Consider the following 19,826-nt stretch of genomic DNA (forward strand, 5'->3'; position numbering starts at 1 on the left):
CGTGGCCCATCGGAAGGAGATTGTTACCTCGTCCTGCCTGGCTCGACGGCGGCATGGGCTGGCAAAGATGGCCAACTCGCGATGCGTCAGGACGCCGCCTGGCTTTATCTCTCGCCCAAAAGCGGCTGGTGCGCATTGTTCCGCGAAACCGGCGACCTCCGCAGCTTCGACGGTGCGGCATGGCAGGCGATCTCGCTCGGAAGCGACCGATCGGTGGCCATGATCGGCATCAACGCCGCGCCTGACGACACGAATCGGCTGGCGGTCTCGTCACCGGCGAGCCTCTTCAGCCATGAAGGGCATGGCCACCAGCTGAAACTCAACAAGGCGGCGGTCGGCGAGACAGGCACGATTCTGTTCCAGACGGCCTGGGCCGGGCGGGCCGAACTGGGATTGGCGGGCAACGACGATTTCTCGATCAAGGTCAGCAGCGACGGCAGCAGCTGGAAGACGGCGTTGCGAATCTCGGCAACGGGCGTTGTCGAGACCCCGGAGCGACCGACGGCGGCGGCATCGCGGACTGCGGGCACGGCAACGCCCGCCTCAGGCAGCCTGACCGGCTTCGACGCCTTTCGCTTTGCTCAGGGGAACGTACAGCTCGGAGCAGCCGTGCCTTCAGGCAGTGGACAGCGCCTCGTCGTCCCCTCGGCTGGCCTTTATCTGCTTTCGCTGAATGTCCGCACGCTCAGTTCATCAGGCCATGGCCTCGCTATCGAGGCAAACGGGACAACAATTCTCGCCGCGCTCGAGGGGCAGGCGTCGACCTCCCCTGCCCGGCAATCCGCAATGGCGTTTGCGCAGCTCGAGGCGGGCGACTGGCTCGCCCTGCGCCATACCGGCACAGCGCTCTACGATTTTGGCGAAACCAAAACGGAGCTCGCCATCACCTTGTTGTGACGGGGTTTCAAAGAAGACGATAGCGAAACGCTCGGGCAATCGCCTGCATGCGATTGACCGAGTCGAGTTTGCGCATTGCACTCTTCAGATAGCCGACAACGGTGTGGGGCGAGAGGTTGAGAATAATGGCGATCTCGTCGCTGCTCTTGCCTGCGGCCGACCACCGGAGACACTCGATTTCACGGCTGCTGAGGCTTTCAGGGGGCTGTTCGGTCGGATGATCCTTTGCGAACAACTCCAGAAATTCGATGCTCTGGAAGACCATCGCCATGGCCTCTTCGCGCCCGATCTTCGGCCGCTCGCCTGAAAAGGCGAAAATATACTGCCGCAGCTCGGCGTCATGCAGTGAAAATGCGAACGTGCTCTTCAATCCGCGCTCGCGAAAAAGCGTCGTGAGCGCCGGGTTTTCCTGATTCGCCGCGGTGGCTTCGAACGGCGCCTTGTCACAGAAAACGGGAACGATCGATCGCCGTATCCTGTTCACAAGCTTGCAATAATAGAAAAGATCGGCCCCGTCGTAGAAGGACAGAAGCTCCTCCGGCCAGTTGCTCGCAAGACAGTTGGCCGAGAAGCTCGCACGATCGCCACGAGGAAAGGCAGCAAGCAAGTAATATTGAAAGCCGGCCGATCTCGCCATCGCCTCCATACGCTCGCCCGGTCCGGTTGGCATGGCTCGCGCCGGCATATCGGGGCGTAAAAAAACGGCATCGTCTGCGCTGTCGGAAACGGCGCGCACTTGCTTTCCCATCGAAACTTCCCACGGCTGCCGGCGTCGTCTGATGTCCTTGCCGTAAGACGGCAGCCTTCAAGAGAACCGGAAAAAGCCGACAACCCCAGTCCCGGTAACGGAATGGAGTAGATGGCCTAAAGTCATTCCGGACATGAGGATAAGAACGAAGACGGGGTCTGGCGCTTAAATCTATGTTGCGGTGCTTATAAGATGACGAATGTCAAATGCCCACCGCGCAATGCGCATGGCTCCCATGCGTTTGTTACAAATTTACGTAACGGGAGGTTGCCAGAACCGGCTTTACTGCTTCGCACCGGCAGCGACTAAACTTGTTATCAAAGTCTTACGATGTGCTTAGGCAATTTTTAAATGTGACAAGCTAGAGTGGCTGCCGTGGTCTTGAGTTGTGTAGAGAGTCCAATGACCGAAATGATACGTCCCCGAGTGAAATATGTCATCGGCCCCGATGGCAGCCCGCTGACGATTGCGGATCTTCCACCGCCGAATACCCGGCGCTGGGTAATCCGCCGCAAGGCAGAGGTTGTCGCGGCTGTTCGCGGTGGCTTGTTGAGCTTGGAAGAAGCTTGCGATCGTTACACCCTGACCGTCGAGGAGTTTCTCTCCTGGCAGTCGTCGATCAACAGCCACGGCCTGGCCGGGCTGCGCACCACGCGTATCCAGCAGTATCGTCACTAGACAGCTCATCCGAGCAACGATTTTCGTTTCGGGCCGAAAGCACCCCGGTGCTACAGCGGCCCGAAACCGTTGATGCCGCCACGCGGCATCATGACTCGCCAGAGTCGGCGCGTGTTAACGTCCTTCAAAGACCACTTGGACGTCCACGCCGCCGGCGGCAGGCAGAACATACCCGCACGTCGATCGCCACCGTCTCCTTTATCGAACAGTGTGTGCTCGGGCGCCGGCTTGGCGCAAGCAAGGTCCCCTGCGAAGTTTCCTCATGCAATCCCTGCGAGGAAGATAATCGATGGAAATCAAGAACGAAGATAACGCCTCCGGCGGCCGCTACGTCGTGGACCTCGACGGACATCAAGCCGAGATGACGTTCTCGCGCACCAATGCCAAGCTGATCATCATCGATCATACCGGCGTGCCGGATGCGCTGAGGGGAAAAGGCATAGGCCAGGCGCTCGCCGCTCACGCGATCAACGAGGCAAGACGCGGCGGTTGGAAAATCTTCCCCCTTTGCCCGTTCTTCAAGGCCCAGGCTCAACGCCATGAGGAATGGCGCGACGTCGTCAGTCTCTGACACGACCGTGCAATGCCAAAAGCCATGTATGACGGACGCGACAGCCCATCATGCATGGCTTTTTCAGGCATCACCCCAGGCGCCAGAACTCTGGCGCCTGCTTTCTTTGTTAGGCCCGTGCTCGAACGGCACCATCGCGCTCTTCCAGCGCGGCCGCACGTGCATATTCCGCCTGCATCTCCTCGAGCACTTGCTCGAGCGACTCTTCCTGCATCTTCAGCTCCTTGATCGAGACCTGAAGATTGTCCGCGCGTTGGCGTGCTGCCTTCGCGAAAGTCGGGTAGGCGAAATGATTCGGGTCCGAAATACCGGATTTCTTCTCTTCGATTACGATCTGGCTCTCCAGATCCTTCGTCATCCGGTCGAATTCAGACATCATCATCTGCAATTGCTGCAGTTGACGACGTTTTTCGTTCACCTGAAACTCTTTCAGACGAACTAGGCTCTCACGCGACTTCATACGCATTACTCCAGTGATGCGAGACCCCTGCTCCGCTTACACAGCCCGCTGCGAACCGCTTTGACGCGATTTGCCGAAAAATTTCCTTCGATGTTAACAAAAACCTACCGTTGGTAACCTTTCGTTTACGGGCATCGTTAATGATAGTCCCGATGATTTAAGGGTCGGTAAACACAACTACGCGATTTCCGGTACCTGTTCATTGGTGAGTCGAATGAATCGCTTACCGGCCATTCTTAATGTAAAAGTTGAGAAGTTGGCTTTGCGGATTCTCGTTGGAAAACAGCGAAATGGACAAATTATTTAATAAATTCTCACCCTCTTGCCAGAGTGAATCAGAATTTGTTAACCATTTCGTGGCAGGTTCCAAATCACGCAGTGACATATTCGGTATCGCGTAGGGGCCAGACCACCTTTCGGCGGCGGTAAAGGGGATAAGAATGCGGGTACTACTCATTGAAGATGACAGCGCGACAGCGCAGAGCATCGAATTGATGCTCAAGTCAGAAAGTTTTAACGTCTACACCACCGATCTCGGTGAGGAAGGCGTCGATCTCGGGAAGTTGTATGATTACGACATCATCCTTCTCGATTTGAACCTCCCCGACATGTCCGGATATGAAGTGCTCCGCACTCTCCGCCTGTCCAAGGTCAAAACACCGATCCTGATTCTCTCCGGCATGGCCGGCATCGAGGACAAGGTCCGCGGTCTCGGCTTCGGCGCAGACGACTACATGACCAAGCCGTTCCACAAGGACGAGCTCGTCGCCCGTATTCACGCGATCGTCCGTCGTTCGAAGGGTCACGCCCAGTCGGTCATCATGACCGGCGAACTGATCGTCAACCTCGACGCCAAGACCGTCGAAGTCGGTGGCCAGCGCGTTCATCTGACGGGCAAGGAGTACCAGATGCTGGAGCTGCTTTCGCTCCGCAAGGGTACGACCCTCACCAAGGAAATGTTCCTGAACCACCTTTACGGCGGCATGGACGAGCCGGAACTGAAGATCATCGACGTCTTCATCTGCAAGCTGCGCAAGAAGCTCGCGAACGCCGCGGGTGGCGCGAACTACATCGAAACCGTCTGGGGTCGCGGCTACGTGCTGCGCGAGCCCGATGGTGCCGAATACGCCGAAACCGCCTGAAACTAGCCAACCCCTTACCGATAAAATCCCGCCCATCCGGGCGGGATTTTTTTGTTTTGGCAGCGCCTGGCACGCAAAAAAGCCGTCCTGAAAGACGGCTCGCACACAGTGGTGATCGGTATCCGGTATTACGCCGCGATGGCGCGATTGCCGAAAACGGCGGTCAGGATCTTGCGGTCGAAGGGCTTCAGGAGGAAGTCGGTGGCGCCGGCGCGCTTGCCCATCATCAGCTTCTTCAGGTCGGCCTCGATGACGCAGTAGTAGATCTTGACCTCCTTGCCGCCTTCCATTCCGCGAATGGCGACAATGAGATCGATCGCGCCGTCCATGCCTGAATCGACGATGAGATAGTCGGGCAGTTCCATCTGGCAGCGCGATAGCGCCTCGCTGGCATTGGAAGCCTCGCTGACCAGGAAGTCCAGTTCGGAGAGAATCCGCCTTCCGACCTTGCGAACCACGTCCGAAGAGTCGGTAATCATGAACCTCTGCATGGCTGCTCCTTAGCCCAGCTTCTGTCCCGGCGGGCGTTTCAACCGCCAGGATAGGAACATTAGGCTAAGGAATTATTACCTTGATCAGCGGTTCGTCCCGATTCCGCTATCAGGCAGCGATCAGTTCTGCACCAAAAACGATCTCTTCCGGGCTGGCGCTGTGGCTGAGCCGCATGCCGCATTCCTCCGCGAGAAGGACGGCATAGTAGGGCTGAATCGTATGCGCATCGATCGCTTCTTCGATCTCTCCGGTGGAGATTTCGACGAATTTCGGCGGGAGCCGCATCAGCTTGCCCTTGGCGACGATCTTGAAGATCGCGTCAAATTCCGGATTCTCGAGCGTGATCTCGAGCGAACCGCCGCGCGGAATCGACGAATAGGCGATCAGGAAGAGGTTCAGCAGCAGCTTCACGCGGTTCTTCGGGATGATCGCGCGCGGCCCGTTCCAGGTCACTTCGGTCTTCTTTTCCGCGGCCGCGAAATCCTTGGCGGCCCGCTCGGCTTCGCCGGTGTCGATCGACGCACCGACGGAACCCGACGCTCCGAACGCCAGGCGCGCGAACTTCAGGCGAACCGAAGCATTGAGCGCGCTTGTTCTGATAAGATCCATCGCATCGGCATCGGCACCACCTTCGTCGAGAAGCTCGAGGCCGTTGTTGATCGCGCCTACGGGCGAGATGACGTCATGGCAAACGCGGCTGCAGAGAAGCGCGGCCAGGTCGGGGCCGGTCAAGGTAAGGTTTGGATTTTTCGACATCATCGTCTCCTGAGGGCGGTATAATCATTCCGCCGCAGATCTTGCCTCAACTAAATTGCACGAAGTTTGCGAGCGTACTCGGCGCCATAATGACACCATATTTGGTAAACCGATTGTTAAGACCATCCGCGCAAAATGCAGTAAATGCCGGAAACGGCTCAAACGACCGACCATGATGAACGGATGACACCATGCACTCCTCAATCTTCGGAAGATTTCGGGCACTTGGCCGCCTGATCCTCGCCCTTACAGTCGCCGCGGCGGTGCTGTCGACGACGCAGGCGTCGGCGCAGCAGGCTAACAGTGGCCAGTATTCGATGCAGGAGATCGTCGACGCCGGCCATTCCTTCTTCGGATCGACCAGTGGCGGCCTCGCCAAGGTCATCGAAGCGGCCTTCCAGAAATACGGCCTTCCGAACGGATACGTTCTCGGACAGGAAGGCTCCGGCGCATTCATAGCCGGCCTGACCTACGGCGAAGGCCAGCTCAATACAAAGAACGCAGGCGAGCATTCGCTTTACTGGCAGGGCCCCTCGCTCGGCATCGACTACGGTGGCCAGGGCACGCGCGTGATGATGCTGGTCTACGATCTGCCCTCTACCGATGCCATCTACGCCCGCTTCGGCGGTGTCAGTGGCCAGGCCTTCGTCCTCGCGGGCTTCGGGATGACGCTTCTGAAGAACAACAACGTTCTTATCGTGCCGATCCGCACCGGCGTCGGCGCCCGTCTCGGCCTGAACGTCGGCTACCTCAAGGTGACGCCGAGCCCGACCTGGAACCCCTTCTGACACAAGCGTGACGGTGGGCCCCGGTTCGCCGTCACCTTTCCGCCACTTGCCCAATCCGCGCCATGCGCCTAAAGATTGGCTTGACGCAAATCAACTTCCGGAAGCAGTGGCCCCGTCGTGATCGAATACGCTCTTTTGTTCGGACTGGGCTTTCTGACCGCGGCGTTTCTCGTCTTCCTGGTATCGCCCGCCGTCCACCGCCGCGTTGTCTGGTACACGGAAAATCGCATGCGGGCGACCATGCCGCTCAGTCCGCAGGAAGTGCGTGCGCAGAAGGACATGGTCCGCGCCCTCTACGCCGCAGAAAATGCCCGCACCGCGCAGGACCTGCTCCGCGAACGCGAAAAATCGCTGTCGCTGCAGCTGAAGCATGATTCGGCAGCGCGTGACGCCGGCCAGTTCGCGTCCGAGATCGGCGGGCTTCAGGCCCAGATCGCGGACATGAGCGTCGAGGCCGCGGATCTTCGCTCGCATCTGCGCAAGGACGAGAATTACATCAGCCAGCTGAAGACGAGCCTTCATATTGCCGAACAGTCGAGTGCCGCCAAGGAAGGCGAGCTCGATGCGCTTCGTATCCGGCTGGGCAAGATTACCGAGCAGGCCGACAACCTGAAGATCGATATCGCCGCACGCGAGACCGAGGTGGAAAACCTCATGTTCAAATCGAACGCGTTTCGCACCGAACGCGACACGCTGCGCCTGGACGTGGATCTCGTCCAGAAGCGCGCGAAGGACGCTGAGAAGAAGCTGACGCACCAGGAGCATATGGTCGTCCGGCTGGAGGATAAGACGCAGCGGGATTCAACAGCGCTTTCCGACCGCGATGCGCTGCTGGCCCGAAAGCAACAGGAAATTGCCAAGTTGAAAGATCAGCTGAAGGCCGCCAATGGAGACCTCCGCAAGGCAAACCGCGCCCTGCGCAGCGCCGGATTGGCGCCGGTTCTGTCCGAGCCTGAGGTGGAAAAGGCACCGAAGGAGGCGAGCATCGCCGCGCCGCTCGATGCCGCGGCCGCCACCGCGCGGCTGGCCGACGAGGTCCGCGCCCGCAGCGCCACCGTTTCCGAACGGCTGCTGAAGGCGAAGAATGATCCGTCGCAAGATGATGCAATCAGGGAAGACATAGCATCCGTCGCGGCTAGCATGGTTGCCTTGACGGCCCTTCAGGAAGGCGCTTCGTCTCCGATCCGCGATCTTCTGCCTGAGGCGACCGACCCGCAGGACGGCGAGCGTATCGACCTCGCACAACGCGCGGCGACCGTACTCTCCGAACCCGGCTGATCAGATCCGGCCGGTCGCGGACGACATTGCGAACAACCCTATTCCCGTTGCCGTCGCCACATTGAGGCTGTCCAGCCCCTCGGACTGCGGAATCCGTGCACTGCGGAAGCGTGAGAGGATTTCCTGCGGCAGCCCCTCTCCTTCCGTCCCGACGACAAGCGCCATACGGCCGGATGGCGGTATCGATCTGATATCAGTTTCGCCGCGCGGTGACAGCGTCCAGATCGCGAAATCCCGCTCTGCCAGCTGCGCCAACAGCGTTTCAGCCGCACCTCCCCGCTCGTAGGGAACGCTGAGCACGGAGCCAACGGAAACACGCAGCGCCTTGCGATACAGCGGATCGCACGAGGTCTCGTCAAGAATTACGCCATCGGCTCGAAACGCCGCGGCGTTGCGAAACATAGACCCCGCATTGTCGTGGTTGGAAATCCCCGCGCCAACCAGCACCAAGGCGTTTTCGGGCAACCGGTCGATCAGGGCGGTCACGGACGTTCGCCTGCGACCGAGCGCCAGAACACCGCGATGCATATGAAAGCCGACGATACGATCGAGGACCTCCGCTTCGGCAATGAAAACAGGCACGTCATCCGGCAACTGCGCCAATATCTCCGAAACGCCGTCCGCGCGATTGCGCAGGAGAAGGACTTTCTCCGCAGCGAAATCGCCATCGTTGACGTGGGCGGCCGCCAGCATGCGAAGAACGACCGTACCCTCGGCGATAAACCGCCCCTGTCTTCCCGTCAGATCGCGCTCCTTGATATCGCGAAATTCGGCAATGCGGGGATCGTCGGCGTCATCGATCGTTATCGGCGCGGCTGGCATCGTCTCAGCCGCCGTTGATCGTTACATCGGCAACGATGCGTCCTGCCTTTATATCGAACACCAGCGCCTTCATCACGCCATCGGCAGTGGAGCCGAAGAACATGATCTGGCCGGCTGATAGCGACGACGACTGGATGATGAAGCCGGATGGAAGGTTTGCGGTGGCCGAGATCGGTCCATCCGCCGGTACGGCGCTGCTGGAAACCGCGACAGCCTCCTTCGCGGGTGCGCGCATCGTCTTGTAGACAACCGCGCCGAAGACCGCCATAAGGCTCACGAACATGATGACCCCGGAAACGATCTGCAGGCGGATCATCTTGCGGCGGACACTTTCCATCGCCGGATCGAGTGGCTTTTCTTCCTGTTCGTCTTCAGGCTGAATATTCGTCATCTTTTGGCGTTCCATTCTTGTAAAATATTTCGGAGAAGAAGCGTCTTGAGCGACCCCTTTAAACAAGCATCGGACATTATGAAAGTGCTGACGGCGGATGAGACCGCCACAGGCCGGCTCGACGCATGGCTGACCGCGCAACTGGGCGAGGAGTTCTCGCGCAGCCGGATCAAGGCACTGATCAAGGAAGGACAGGTTTCGGCCAAGGGTGCCGTCGTCGCCGATCCCCAGAAGAAGGTCCGTCCCGGCGACGTCTTCGAGATCACGCTTCCCGCGCCCGAAGACCCGACGCCGAAGGGCGAGGATATTCCGCTGGATGTCGTCTACGAAGACGCCGACCTCATCGTTCTGTCGAAGCCGGCCGGAATGGTCGTCCATCCGGCAGCCGGAAATTGGACCGGCACGCTGGTCAATGCGCTGATCCACCACTGCGGCGACAGCCTGTCGGGCATAGGCGGCGTTCGCCGGCCGGGCATCGTGCATCGCCTGGACAAGGATACGACCGGCATTATGGTCGTTGCGAAGAACGACGTCGCCCACCGCCACCTGTCGCTGCAGTTCGCCGATCATGGCCGAACGATGCCGCTCGAGCGCGCCTACCAGGCGATCGTCTGGGGCCGGCCGCGCTCGCTGACGGGCACGATCGACGCGCCGCTTGGCAGAGCCACTGGCGATCGTACGCGTAGAGCCGTCAAGCGGGCCGACAGCCAGGATGCGGATGAGGCGATCACGCACTACGAAGTTCTTGAGCGCTTCCACGAAAATCCGGATGCGACGTCGCTGGCGTCCCTGGTGGAATGCCACCTCGAGACGGGCCGGACGCATCAGATCCGTGTCCACATGGCCCATATCGGCCATCCGCTTCTCGGCGACACGGTCTACGGCGCGCACTTCAAGACCAAGGCCAACCTTTTGCCTGAAACAGCGAAGAAAGTCGTCAACGGCTTCGGCCGCCAGGCTTTGCATGCCTACATGCTCCAGTTCGAGCATCCGAGAAGCGGCGAGATCATGCGCTTCGAATCCCCGCTTCCGGACGATATGGAAGCATTGGTCGAAGCATTGCGCCTGCTTCCAGAGTAACGGCTTCGTGAAGGCGGTCCATGTCTTGAACCGCTGTTCCGCCATACTTATCTGTACATTGACCTAGTGCGGGCTCGATCAGAGCCGCAATGTCCCGGCTTGCCTTTTTGACGCCTTAGCGCGTCCCATCGGGAGCCGGATTTTCCATAGGAGGGTGCATCATGGCCCGAAGCAGTTTGCCGTCGATTACTGCCGGTGAAGCCGGTCTCAATCGTTACCTGGACGAAATCCGCAAGTTCCCGATGCTGGAACCCCAGGAAGAATATATGCTCGCCAAGCGCTACTCGGAGCATGGCGACCGCGAAGCAGCACATAGATTGGTAACAAGCCATCTGCGCCTCGTGGCGAAGATCGCCATGGGTTATCGCGGCTATGGCTTGCCGATCGGGGAAGTCGTTTCCGAGGGCAACGTCGGCCTCATGCAGGCTGTCAAGAAATTCGATCCGGAACGTGGTTTCCGTCTGGCGACTTACGCGATGTGGTGGATCAAGGCATCGATCCAGGAATACATCCTGCGCTCGTGGTCGCTGGTAAAGATGGGCACCACGGCCAACCAGAAGCGCCTCTTCTTCAATTTGCGCCGGCTGAAGGGCCGTCTCCAAGCGATCGATGAAGGTGATCTGAGGCCGGAGCACGTCTCCGAGATCGCAACCAAGCTGAAGGTCTCCGAGGAGGAGGTCGTGTCGATGAACCGCCGCCTTTCCGGCGACGCGTCTTTGAATGCCCCGATCAAGGCATCCGAAGGCGAGTCCGGACAGTGGCAGGACTGGCTTGTAGACGATCACGAGAGCCAGGAAGCGGTCCTGATCGAACAGGACGAACTGGACACACGCCGCCGCATGCTCACCAAGGCAATGAGCGTGCTGAACGAGCGTGAGCGCCGCATCTTCGAAGCCCGCCGTTTGGCTGAAGATCCCGTGACGCTGGAAGACCTGTCGTCCGAGTTCGACATCAGCCGCGAGCGCGTGCGCCAGATCGAGGTTCGTGCCTTCGAGAAGGTTCAGGACGCCGTCCGCAAGGAAGCGCTGGAACGCGCCAAGGCCGTTCGCGTGGTCGAAGCCACGGCATAACAACTAATGCACTGAAAAAGAAAAGGGCGGATCGAATGATCCGCCCTTTTTGTATTCGTCGTTCGACGCCTTACTGGCTGGTCGAAACGTCGCCCGAAGCGGCCCATTCCTTGATCGCGGACGTGAACGCTTGACCGCCTGTCGCACCCTTCTGCATCGTGATCAGCGCACGTCGGCCGTTTCTGTAGGTGATCGGAATGTCGATCCAGTCCCGGTTCTCAAGCAGATCCAGGTTCGCCTTGCGGGCATCCGGATAGTCGTTGAGCGCGATCATATGGAAATCGTCGGTGATCTTTGCCGGCACCGCGATCAGTGGGTCGCCGCGATCCTGTTCGGTCCGCTTCATCGCGATTCGCTGAACGCTCTCGATCGCGCCACCTTCGAAATTCGCCGGAAGCGAGAAGACCACCTCAACGATGTGGCTTGCCGGCAGCGACGGGTCGGAGTTCCGCTTGAAATTGACCTGTGCCGTCAGATTGCGCTCCGGAACCGTGATGGTTCCCTGAACGATCGCTTCCTGTTTGCCATCGGCACCCGGCTCATGCTTCACGGTCCACGCTACCGAACCCTGGATCGCCGTCGGCGAGCTCTGGCCGATACGCTCCTCATACAGGAACATCTTCTCGCTGGAACCAACAGGCGCAGCCTGCTGCGCATCGGGAGCCGCTGCTGCAGTGGCAGGCGCCGTACCAGTTGTTGCCGGCGTCGTTGCGGTCGCAGGCGGCGTAGCGTCCGAAGACGCGACATTCTGCGGCGCGACCGACTTGCCCTCGGCGGCTTGTGCGCTGGGGATAGCCGCTGCGCCGTTATCGACTTCGGTGCCATCAGCGAGCAAGCGCTGCGTAAACTTGTTGCTGACGGAAGAGCCGTCGTTCAGCGACGCGACTTCCTTCTGCGCTTCAGCCGGCTTTGTAGCCCCGGCGTCGACATTCTGCGGCGCAGATGCAGGCGTGTTGGGCTGTGCGGGCGTCTGTGTTTCCGTCTTGACCGTCTGCGAGGGTGCCGCGCTCACAAGGCCCTTGACCATCTCGGTCAACGCGTCCTGATGCGTCCAGGCGGCATATGCTCCACCGCCGACGACGCCGAGCGCAATGAGCAGCCCGATGATCGAGCCGATGCCGAAGCGACGACGCTTCGGTTCCATCCTGAGATTGCGACCCTGGAACTTCGAAGCAATGACGCTGTCGATATCGTTCTGCGCCGTGCCGTCGTCATCTTCGGCGACAACGCCGCGATTGTTGTAGCCGCGAAGCTGGGTTGCTTCCTGCCAGGAATCGTCAGGGTTCTCAGGCTTCTGGCTTTGACCGCCGTGCACCTCGGAGAAAAGATCGCCATCATCGAAATTCGCAGTGACCGTCGGCTTCTTGTTGCTTTCGATCGGAGGAAGGTCGTCGAAAGCAGCCGCTTCCCACGAGAACGCTTCGTTACCCGAGGTAGAAGCCGCCGGCTGAACGGCTGCATTGCCGAGCCCGGCAACAAGGTCGTCGAAAGCGCGCGCAGCATCATTCGCTGGTGCCGGGTGCGCGCTATCCGAGAATTGCCGAAGTTCTTCGAGAGCCCAATCCGTGGGTTCCGACCTCGAGACAGGTTCCGGTACTTCCTCAGCATGCTCGGCCCAAACGGGATCGAAGTGTGCGGCCCCCTCGGTGTGAAGCGGCTCCTCACGGCTATGCTGTACGAACGCCTCCGGTTCCTTGTCGAACGCGTAGACGGGCTCGACGAGACGATTGCTGAGATCGAAATCGCGCGCAGGCTGCGATACCGGTTCAACGGGCGCTTCATACGGCTCGACGGCCGGCGCAAGCTCTTCCGGAACATACTCTTCAAGCGCGGCCTGATGCTCGACCGCAACCTCATGCGGCTCCGCCGCAGGCTCGTATGCCTCGAGCGGAGCTTCCTCTTCGTGGGTTGCCTGCCAGGGCTCGAATGCTTCAGCCTCTTCCGATACCGCAACCGGCTCGGGTTGATGCTCCTGCGATTGCCAGGCGGCATCGTGCTGGGCAGCGGCTTCGCGCACCGTTTCTTCCGGTTCGTCGTAGCGCGCATCCTCTGCGTGATGCGTCGGCTCTTCGTAGACGGGCTCCGCGGGATAAGCGGGCTCGCTCGAAACGACAGGCTCCTCGGTCTCGACCGACTGCTCGTAAACCGGTTCATGATAGACCGGTTCTTCGGCAGGGGCAGCCTCGACAGGCGCTTCCGGCTCCTCGACAGGCGTGGCGGCTACAAGCGCTTCCGGTTCTTCCGCCTGCGGCTCCGGCTCGGCGACACCAGCCGGTTCTTCGTCAACGGCTTCGGCAGCCGCGACAACGACCTCTTCTTCAACGACGGAATCATCAGCCGGCAACGCTACGGCGTGCTCGGCTTCGACTTCTCGAATTGCGGTTTCAAGCTTTTCAAGCTGCCGTTGCAGCATTGCTTCCGGCGGACGCGGCTTCATGTTCTCGAGCTGCCGCTGCACGGCACCGCGCGCGCGCTCGTAGACCTTGACCCGCATCTCGGGCGTATTGTCGGTCAGGCCGTCAACCGCCCGCCGGATAACTGCGATAAAATCCGCCATACGTACTTTCTCTAGAAGTGCGGCTCAGCAAGCGAACCGCACAAGTAATGACACGAAACCTTAATCCTCAAAAGGATCGGTCACAAGTATGGTGTCATCTCGCTCAGGACTTGTAGACAGGAGAGCGACCGGCGCACCGATAAGCTCTTCGACCTGACGAACGTATTTGATCGCCTGCGCCGGCAGATCAGCCCAGCTGCGGGCGCCCACGGTCGATTCTTTCCAACCTTCGAGCGTAATGTAGACAGGCTCGACGCGGGCTTGGGCAGCCTGGCTGGCGGGGAGGTAATCGATCTCCTTGCCGTCGAGCTTGTAGGCAACGCAGATCTTCAGTTCGTCGAGACCATCGAGAACGTCGAGCTTGGTCAGCGCGATACCCGTGATACCAGATGTCTTCACCGTCTGGCGGACCAGAACCGAATCGAACCAGCCGCAACGGCGCGGACGACCGGTGTTGACGCCGACTTCGCGGCCAACGGTCGAAAGATGCGTGCCGACCTCGTCGTTCAGTTCACACGGGAACGGACCTTCGCCCACGCGCGTCGTGTAAGCCTTGGTGATGCCGAGAACATAGCCGATTGCCGTCGGACCGAGACCCGAACCGGCGGCAGCCTGACCGGCAACCGTGTTCGACGAGGTGACGAAGGGATAGGTGCCGTGGTCGTTGTCGAGCAGCGCGCCCTGCGCGCCTTCGAACAGGATGCGAGCGCCGGCCTTGCGCTGGTCGTCGAGGATGCGCCAGACCTGGTCGACATAGGGCAGGACCTGGTCGGCGACGTCGTTCAGTTCCTTCTCGAGCGATTCCACCGAAATTTCCGGCAGGCCGAGGCCACGGCGCAGAGCGTTGTGGTGCGTCAGTAGACGGTCGATCTTGGCCGGCAGTGCTTCCTTGTCGGCAAGGTCGATGGCGCGGATGGCGCGGCGGCCGACCTTGTCTTCATAGGCCGGACCGATGCCGCGGCGGGTGGTGCCGATCTTGGTTCCGCTGTTGGAGGCCGCGTCTTCACGGAAGCCATCGAGGTCGCGGTGCAGCGACAGGATCAGCGGCGCGTTGTCAGCGATGCGCAGCACTTCGGGCGTCACATTGACACCCTGGGCGCGCAGCTTCGCGACTTCAGCGACGAAGTGATGAGGATCGACGACGACGCCGTTGCCGATGACGCTGAGCTTGCCGCGCACCAGGCCAGATGGCAGCAGAGCCAGCTTGTAGCTGACACCATCGATGACGAGCGTATGACCGGCATTGTGGCCGCCCTGATAACGGACAATCACATCCGCACGTTCGGAAAGCCAATCGACAATCTTGCCCTTGCCTTCGTCACCCCATTGCGAACCGACTACGACTACGTTCGTCATTCACGTCTTCCTGTTAACAGCGGATGGAACCGCATCTGCATAAACCCGCGCATCTATAAAACTTTGTTTTTGGGAAAGCGACCCTGTATTGACGGCCGAATGGGCTTTTTACGTGACAAATCAGGTCGGCCCACGCTAGTTCCCGGCCAGCGTTGAACTTTGAGGCAGTATCAGCCTCTCATTTGGAAGAATCGGCGATGCAGCTTGCCGCCTATATCTGTCTCGTCGTTGCCGCACTCTGCTGGGGCGGAAACGCCGTGGCCGGCAAGCTCGCTCTCGATCATGTCAGCCCGATGATGCTGACGTTTCTGCGCTGGTTTCTCGCCACGGCCCTGATCGCCGCCATATCGATGCCGCAGTTGAAGCGTGACTGGCCGGTCGTCAAGCGCAACCTGCCGCTTCTCTTCTTCTATGGGATCGTCGGCTATACGCTGTTCAACGCCATGCTTTACTCGGCGGTGAAGTACACGACGGTCATCAACGTCGCGATCGAGCAGGCCGGCATTCCGATGCTGATCTTTCTGCTGAACTTCGTGTTCTTCCGCACCGCCGTATCACTCGCCCAGATCACCGGCTTCGCCATGACCCTCGCCGGCGTCGCCCTGACGGCATCGCACGGTGACCTTGCAAGCCTTCTGCAGCTCGGCCTCAACAGGGGCGACGGACTGATGCTGATCGCAGTTGCTGCCTATGCCGTCTACACGATCTTTCTGCGCTGGAAGCCGCCGCTCGACTGGCGCACGCTGATGGCGGTCCCGGCGCTTGGAGCAGCCTTGAGCGCGGTTCCGCTACTCTTGTGGGAGGGCATGCAAGGCAATGTCCAGGTGCCCGACGCGCGGGGCTGGGTGATAGCCTTCTATACCGCGATATTCGCGTCCCTACTGGCGCAGGTGTTTTACATCAGGGGCGTCGAGGCGATCGGCGCCAATCGCGCCGGTCTCTTCATCAATCTCGTACCGGTTTTCGGGACGCTGCTCTCGGTCGTGCTTCTCGGCGAAGAGCTGCAGCTCTTCCACGTGATCGCGCTTGTCCTGACCCTCGGCGGAATTGCAATCGCCGAAAAGGGCCGTCCCAAGACCACCGCGCCGACCGCGCCCGCCTCAGTCATGGACTGAGACCGGCAGAACCGTCTAGCCGAGTTCCAGCGTCGTCACGCCGAACACGTTCCTCAGCGGCACCACAGGCGCCTTGCCGCGATACATTCTGGCGGTCTCGAAGACGGGCTCGAGACCCATGCCCTGCGCGAGCGCAATGGCGTCCTTGTTGTCAGTTGGAATGTCGATGAAAACACGGGCGCCCGCTGCCTGCTCGGCCAGCACCTTCAGCACGGCAGCGGCAGCATCGGCATCGCTCGCGAAAAGCGGCCCGATCTTGTAACCTTCGTAACATCTCCGGATCGTTCCGTAGCCCCGGATCTTTCCGTTCTTGCGGACAATGGCCGTTCGGCGGCTCTTGCGGCTCGTGCACCACGACGAGATAAAGTCCGGCCTAGGCACGGTGAAGATTGAGGCATCGTAGCGCAGCAATCCGTCAAGCTTGTCCGACACGATGCTGGCCGTCAGCGTCGACACGGGAACGGACGAAATCACCCCACAGTATCGAACAGTCTTGTAGGCTTCCTCGAAACCGGCCTTGCGGTAGTTTTCCTGCTGCGCGACGACGCCATCGAGCCCGATGCTACGTCCTTCGGCTGAGGCCATGCCGGCATCCCAGATCGCCTTTCCGTAGCCTTTGCCGCGGAAATCGGGATGGACCATGTAGAGGCCGGCGAAAGCGAAGACATCGCCATATTTGACGACCGAAATCGATCCGACCGGGACTTCGCCGAGCGCGCCGACGAAGAAGCCGGAGGGATCTGCCGCGTGAAATGCAAGTGAATCGTCAAGCCCGGGGTTCCATCCCTCCTGGCGTGCCCACTCCAGCACCAGTTCCAACTCACCGGGCCGCATCGGGCGAACGGCAAACTCCGAATTCATGCAAACGTCCCAATCAGATCAACTGCACGCGCGCAGGCGGCATTCAACGACAATACAAGGGTTCAGCGGCCGCAAAGCGTAACCGATAACGACATTCATGTTCATAGCTGACGCGATCTACATCGATCGTCATGAAGCGCGACACGAAATTCTTCACGCCGAAAGCATCATGGAACAACGAATCTCTAATCTCAAGGCAATTACTTAAGACAAAGTGAAGCCTGCGACAGCTTGTCGAGGCTGCTCTTCATCTCCTCGCGGAAAGGTAGCTCTCCTTCCGTATCGCGCTGCCGTCCCCGCTCGCTCCGGCTGCATTAGGATCAAGGCCCATTTCGTCCTGGAGATAAATCATGCTTATCGGTTTTGGTCTCGCTGCCGACAGTTCTCTCTGCCCCCACTACCCGCACCCTACCCCGATCGCGGCCTTCGGCGACAGCCTGACGGAGGGAGCTGGCGCTTCCGCGCCATCCCACAGTTTCCCGGCGCTTGCGGCCAATCTGTTCCACCCTCCCCGCACGCTGATCAATCGAGGGATCGGCGGCCAGACGTCGACGCAGATTGCCGCACGACAGGGCGGACGCGAACTGCTGATCGCCATCAAGGAAAGCAATCCGAAAAACCTCTTCCCGCGCACACGGGACTGGATGCAGTCCTTCGAGACCGGCATCGTCAACGGGCTTACACATGAACTCGTCGATGTCGGGAGCGACGACGCGGGGCTGCCTTATGGCGACGTCAGAATATACGGCACAGCGAACGCCGGTTTCACCGACTTCGGTCGACAGATTTACGGTGCCATCGCAACCAATCACGCCGCCGCTTCCGGCTCCGCCTGGACGGTATCCGGCGACATCCAGAAGATCGGCGGCGCCCTGGCGGGGATCTCCAGCCTTCGTCTCGCGCTTGTCCAGGCCGACGATCTCGGTGGCTACCTCAACGAGATTGCAACCGTCGCTTTCGAACTCGATGGCGCGCGCCATTCCGCATCCGCGACCGGCGTGGCTGTTCATCCCTATATCCGGTCGACACATCTTCTCGATGTCATCCCCGGGAATGCCGTCGACATCACCCTCCGCGTGTTTCCCGGCCAGTTCGAGGCCGGCTCTGCCGTAACGGAACTGGTGCTGACACCAGGCACCGGCGAAATTCCAGCCTATCGACCCGAGGCGGTGCTCATCCATCGTTTCGACGAAACCGTGGCCGGTTGGTCTTCCCGCAATCAGGACGGCCACGCGGCGCCTCTCACAGTTCAGGCCGGCAAACTGATCGCCGCCAACGACGATGGCGGCGCTCTGCGCGGATGCGAACTCGAGATAGCGCCAGTCCCGCAGGGCAAGACAATCCGCGTGGCATTCGATCTCGAATTCCTCTCCGGTGCCGGCCAGATCCAGATCGGCGGATTGCAGGCTGCCGGCGGCAGCTGGGCGACAACGACACGGGAGGGTGACCCGACCTGGCCAATCTCCACCGCCGGCCATCACGAGTTGGTCTTCACCAGTGGCAATGCCGCCTTCGGCAACACAAACTGCACTGCGATTGCGTTTCTGGCCAGCGGAAGCCTCCTCAGCTGGTCGCTCGACAATGTTCTGGTGTCCTCCGGCGACGACGATCCTCAAGTCGAGATCGCCCATGCCTCCATCGATGCACTGAACGGCACGAGCAGTATTGTGGGCACGATCCTGGAAGCATCGGGCGTGATCACCAAGGGAAGCAACGGCCAGCTCTATTTCACGCGGACCGGCGAAGGCGAGGCGATCGCCGTGGCCTACGGCTCGGCATTCACGCCTGACGACGCTATGGCGCTTCGCCGTGATGTGCAATGGATATGGGCAGGTCGCAACAACGCGGCCGACCGGCAGGTCGTTCTCTCTGATATCGCGGCCATGGCACTCGCTGTCGCCGGCAATCGCTGCCTTGTCGGCTCGGTGCTGCCTTCCGCTGCCGACGGGCCAGACATCAGGCAGGCGATCGCCGATCTCAATGCCGATCTCGCCGTTCGATACGGCGCGCGCTACGTCGATCTGCATGCCGCGCTCGTCGCGGCCGCAAACGCCACGACCGGCGATCAGGCAGACATCGCCACAGGGCTGGTGCCACGCTCGCTCCGATCCGATGGCCTGCACCTGAATGACGTTGGCTATGCCGTGGTTGCCGCCGCATGGGCCGATGCGACCCTGGCTATGCGCTGGTGAAGCGGCCGCGCTCGCGGACGAACCGCGCCGGGTTGCCGACATGGACAGTCCAGGCCGGAAGGTCCTTGAAGGCAACGGCTCGCGCGCCGAGAACAGCGCCTTCCTCGATGACGACACCAGGCCCAACGAAGGCATCGGCCGCCACCCAGGCATCGGCGCCGATAGTGATCGGCCGAGCCTGGAGCTGAAAGGACGGATCGTCGATGTCGTGCGTACCTGTGCAGAGATGTGCGTCCTGCGAGATGATCGCGTTGCGGCCGATCTGGATCGGCGCCATCGAATAGCAGATGACGCGCTGCCCGATCAGCGCATTGTCACCCATGAAAAGGTTCGGCGGATACCAGATCGTCGCCGATCCGTGTACCCGGGCATTTGCCCCCAATTGTGCGCCGAACAGCCGGAGCAGACAGGCCCGCCATCGATGCATCGGCGCCGGCGTGTATCGCCCGAAAACCGCCCACACCACGATCCAAAGCGCCCTCAGGAGACGATGACGAAGCGTGAAGCTCGGACCTCCAAAGCGCGAGCGGTGGTGTTGCGCATTCAGGATTCCAAGACTTGCCTGATCCATC

General features: G+C 60.4%; 20 protein-coding genes. 10 read left to right on the plus strand and 10 right to left on the minus strand.

The features are described 5' to 3' along the window. The first annotated feature begins 33 nt into the window (after positions 1 to 33). Entirely contained in the window at positions 34 to 897 is an 864-nt protein-coding gene (locus tag ASE04_RS03500) for a DUF2793 domain-containing protein (RefSeq protein WP_338012483.1), read from the plus strand. Positions 898 to 904: 7 nt separating this feature from the next. On the opposite strand, the gene ASE04_RS03505 is transcribed toward ASE04_RS03500, so the two are convergent. Continuing rightward, positions 905 to 1,645, minus strand: a complete 741-nt coding sequence (locus ASE04_RS03505; RefSeq protein WP_056812075.1) for a helix-turn-helix transcriptional regulator — start codon at positions 1,643 to 1,645, stop codon at positions 905 to 907. A 402-nt stretch (positions 1,646 to 2,047) separates the two neighbouring features. Between ASE04_RS03505 and sciP the strand changes: the two genes are divergently transcribed. Both sciP and ASE04_RS03515 read left to right on the plus strand, forming a co-directional pair. Continuing rightward, positions 2,048 to 2,323 carry a CtrA inhibitor SciP gene (sciP, locus tag ASE04_RS03510; protein WP_056812078.1) on the plus strand — a complete coding sequence of 92 codons (276 nt, stop codon included), beginning with the start codon at positions 2,048 to 2,050 and terminating at the stop codon, positions 2,321 to 2,323. Positions 2,324 to 2,612: 289 nt separating this feature from the next. After that, positions 2,613 to 2,894, plus strand: a complete 282-nt coding sequence (locus ASE04_RS03515; RefSeq protein WP_056812081.1) for a GNAT family N-acetyltransferase — start codon at positions 2,613 to 2,615, stop codon at positions 2,892 to 2,894. Positions 2,895 to 3,003: 109 nt separating this feature from the next. On the opposite strand, the gene ASE04_RS03520 is transcribed toward ASE04_RS03515, so the two are convergent. Further along, positions 3,004 to 3,354 (minus strand): hypothetical protein, encoded by a 351-nt coding sequence (locus tag ASE04_RS03520; RefSeq protein WP_056812086.1) that lies wholly within the window; start codon positions 3,352 to 3,354, stop codon positions 3,004 to 3,006. A 440-nt stretch (positions 3,355 to 3,794) separates the two neighbouring features. On the opposite strand from ASE04_RS03520, the gene ctrA reads away from it, so the two are divergent. Continuing rightward, positions 3,795 to 4,496: a response regulator transcription factor CtrA gene (ctrA, locus tag ASE04_RS03525; RefSeq protein WP_003542362.1), complete on the plus strand. Its 702-nt coding sequence runs from the start codon at positions 3,795 to 3,797 to the stop codon at positions 4,494 to 4,496. Between the two features lie 128 nt (positions 4,497 to 4,624). Here ctrA and ASE04_RS03530 read toward each other — a convergent pair whose 3' ends face one another. Continuing rightward, a complete protein-coding gene (locus ASE04_RS03530; RefSeq protein WP_056812089.1) occupies positions 4,625 to 4,987 on the minus strand; it encodes a response regulator in 363 nt (120 codons plus the stop codon). 109 nt (positions 4,988 to 5,096) lie between these two features. Next, a complete protein-coding gene (gene chpT / locus ASE04_RS03535) occupies positions 5,097 to 5,744 on the minus strand; it encodes a histidine phosphotransferase ChpT (protein WP_056812092.1) in 648 nt (215 codons plus the stop codon). A 191-nt stretch (positions 5,745 to 5,935) separates the two neighbouring features. On the opposite strand from chpT, the gene ASE04_RS03540 reads away from it, so the two are divergent. Beyond that, positions 5,936 to 6,532, plus strand: a complete 597-nt coding sequence (locus ASE04_RS03540) for a DUF1134 domain-containing protein (protein ID WP_056812095.1) — start codon at positions 5,936 to 5,938, stop codon at positions 6,530 to 6,532. Between the two features lie 117 nt (positions 6,533 to 6,649). Then, positions 6,650 to 7,810 carry a hypothetical protein gene (locus ASE04_RS03545; protein WP_056812098.1) on the plus strand — a complete coding sequence of 387 codons (1,161 nt, stop codon included), beginning with the start codon at positions 6,650 to 6,652 and terminating at the stop codon, positions 7,808 to 7,810. On the opposite strand, the gene ASE04_RS03550 is transcribed toward ASE04_RS03545, so the two are convergent. Both ASE04_RS03550 and ASE04_RS03555 read right to left on the minus strand, forming a co-directional pair. Beyond that, positions 7,811 to 8,632 (minus strand): TrmH family RNA methyltransferase, encoded by an 822-nt coding sequence (locus ASE04_RS03550; protein ID WP_056812100.1) that lies wholly within the window; start codon positions 8,630 to 8,632, stop codon positions 7,811 to 7,813. It abuts the gene before it with no gap. Between the two features lie 4 nt (positions 8,633 to 8,636). Beyond that, positions 8,637 to 9,023 carry a hypothetical protein gene (locus tag ASE04_RS03555; protein WP_056812384.1) on the minus strand — a complete coding sequence of 129 codons (387 nt, stop codon included), beginning with the start codon at positions 9,021 to 9,023 and terminating at the stop codon, positions 8,637 to 8,639. 45 nt (positions 9,024 to 9,068) lie between these two features. On the opposite strand from ASE04_RS03555, the gene ASE04_RS03560 reads away from it, so the two are divergent. Together ASE04_RS03560 and rpoH are read left to right on the plus strand one after the other, a co-directional pair. Then, positions 9,069 to 10,103, plus strand: a complete 1,035-nt coding sequence (locus ASE04_RS03560) for an RluA family pseudouridine synthase (RefSeq protein WP_056812103.1) — start codon at positions 9,069 to 9,071, stop codon at positions 10,101 to 10,103. Between the two features lie 161 nt (positions 10,104 to 10,264). Then, positions 10,265 to 11,173: an RNA polymerase sigma factor RpoH gene (gene rpoH / locus ASE04_RS03565; protein ID WP_056812106.1), complete on the plus strand. Its 909-nt coding sequence runs from the start codon at positions 10,265 to 10,267 to the stop codon at positions 11,171 to 11,173. 70 nt (positions 11,174 to 11,243) lie between these two features. Here the strand turns inward: rpoH and ASE04_RS03570 are convergent, their stop codons facing one another. Both ASE04_RS03570 and ASE04_RS03575 read right to left on the minus strand, forming a co-directional pair. After that, positions 11,244 to 13,730: a hypothetical protein gene (locus ASE04_RS03570; protein WP_056812109.1), complete on the minus strand. Its 2,487-nt coding sequence runs from the start codon at positions 13,728 to 13,730 to the stop codon at positions 11,244 to 11,246. A gap of 60 nt (positions 13,731 to 13,790) precedes the next feature. After that, positions 13,791 to 15,086: an adenylosuccinate synthase gene (locus tag ASE04_RS03575; RefSeq protein ID WP_056812112.1), complete on the minus strand. Its 1,296-nt coding sequence runs from the start codon at positions 15,084 to 15,086 to the stop codon at positions 13,791 to 13,793. Between the two features lie 197 nt (positions 15,087 to 15,283). On the opposite strand from ASE04_RS03575, the gene ASE04_RS03580 reads away from it, so the two are divergent. Beyond that, the gene (locus ASE04_RS03580) at positions 15,284 to 16,201 is read left to right on the plus strand and encodes a DMT family transporter (RefSeq protein WP_056812115.1); all 918 of its coding nucleotides are present in this window, start codon (positions 15,284 to 15,286) and stop codon (positions 16,199 to 16,201) included. Between the two features lie 15 nt (positions 16,202 to 16,216). Here the strand turns inward: ASE04_RS03580 and ASE04_RS03585 are convergent, their stop codons facing one another. Next, complete coding sequence (locus ASE04_RS03585) at positions 16,217 to 17,062, minus strand: GNAT family N-acetyltransferase (protein ID WP_056812119.1); 846 nt, start codon at positions 17,060 to 17,062, stop codon at positions 16,217 to 16,219. Between the two features lie 350 nt (positions 17,063 to 17,412). On the opposite strand from ASE04_RS03585, the gene ASE04_RS03590 reads away from it, so the two are divergent. Beyond that, positions 17,413 to 19,254: a hypothetical protein gene (locus tag ASE04_RS03590; protein ID WP_056812122.1), complete on the plus strand. Its 1,842-nt coding sequence runs from the start codon at positions 17,413 to 17,415 to the stop codon at positions 19,252 to 19,254. Here ASE04_RS03590 and ASE04_RS03595 read toward each other — a convergent pair. Continuing rightward, on the minus strand, positions 19,241 to 19,825 hold the full coding sequence (locus ASE04_RS03595; RefSeq protein ID WP_056812387.1) for a DapH/DapD/GlmU-related protein: 585 nt from the start codon (positions 19,823 to 19,825) through the stop codon (positions 19,241 to 19,243). The genes ASE04_RS03590 and ASE04_RS03595 overlap by 14 nt on opposite strands. Position 19,826 lies beyond the last annotated feature (1 nt).

Source organism: Rhizobium sp. Root708, assembly GCF_001429725.1.
Classification (GTDB): domain Bacteria; phylum Pseudomonadota; class Alphaproteobacteria; order Rhizobiales; family Rhizobiaceae; genus Rhizobium.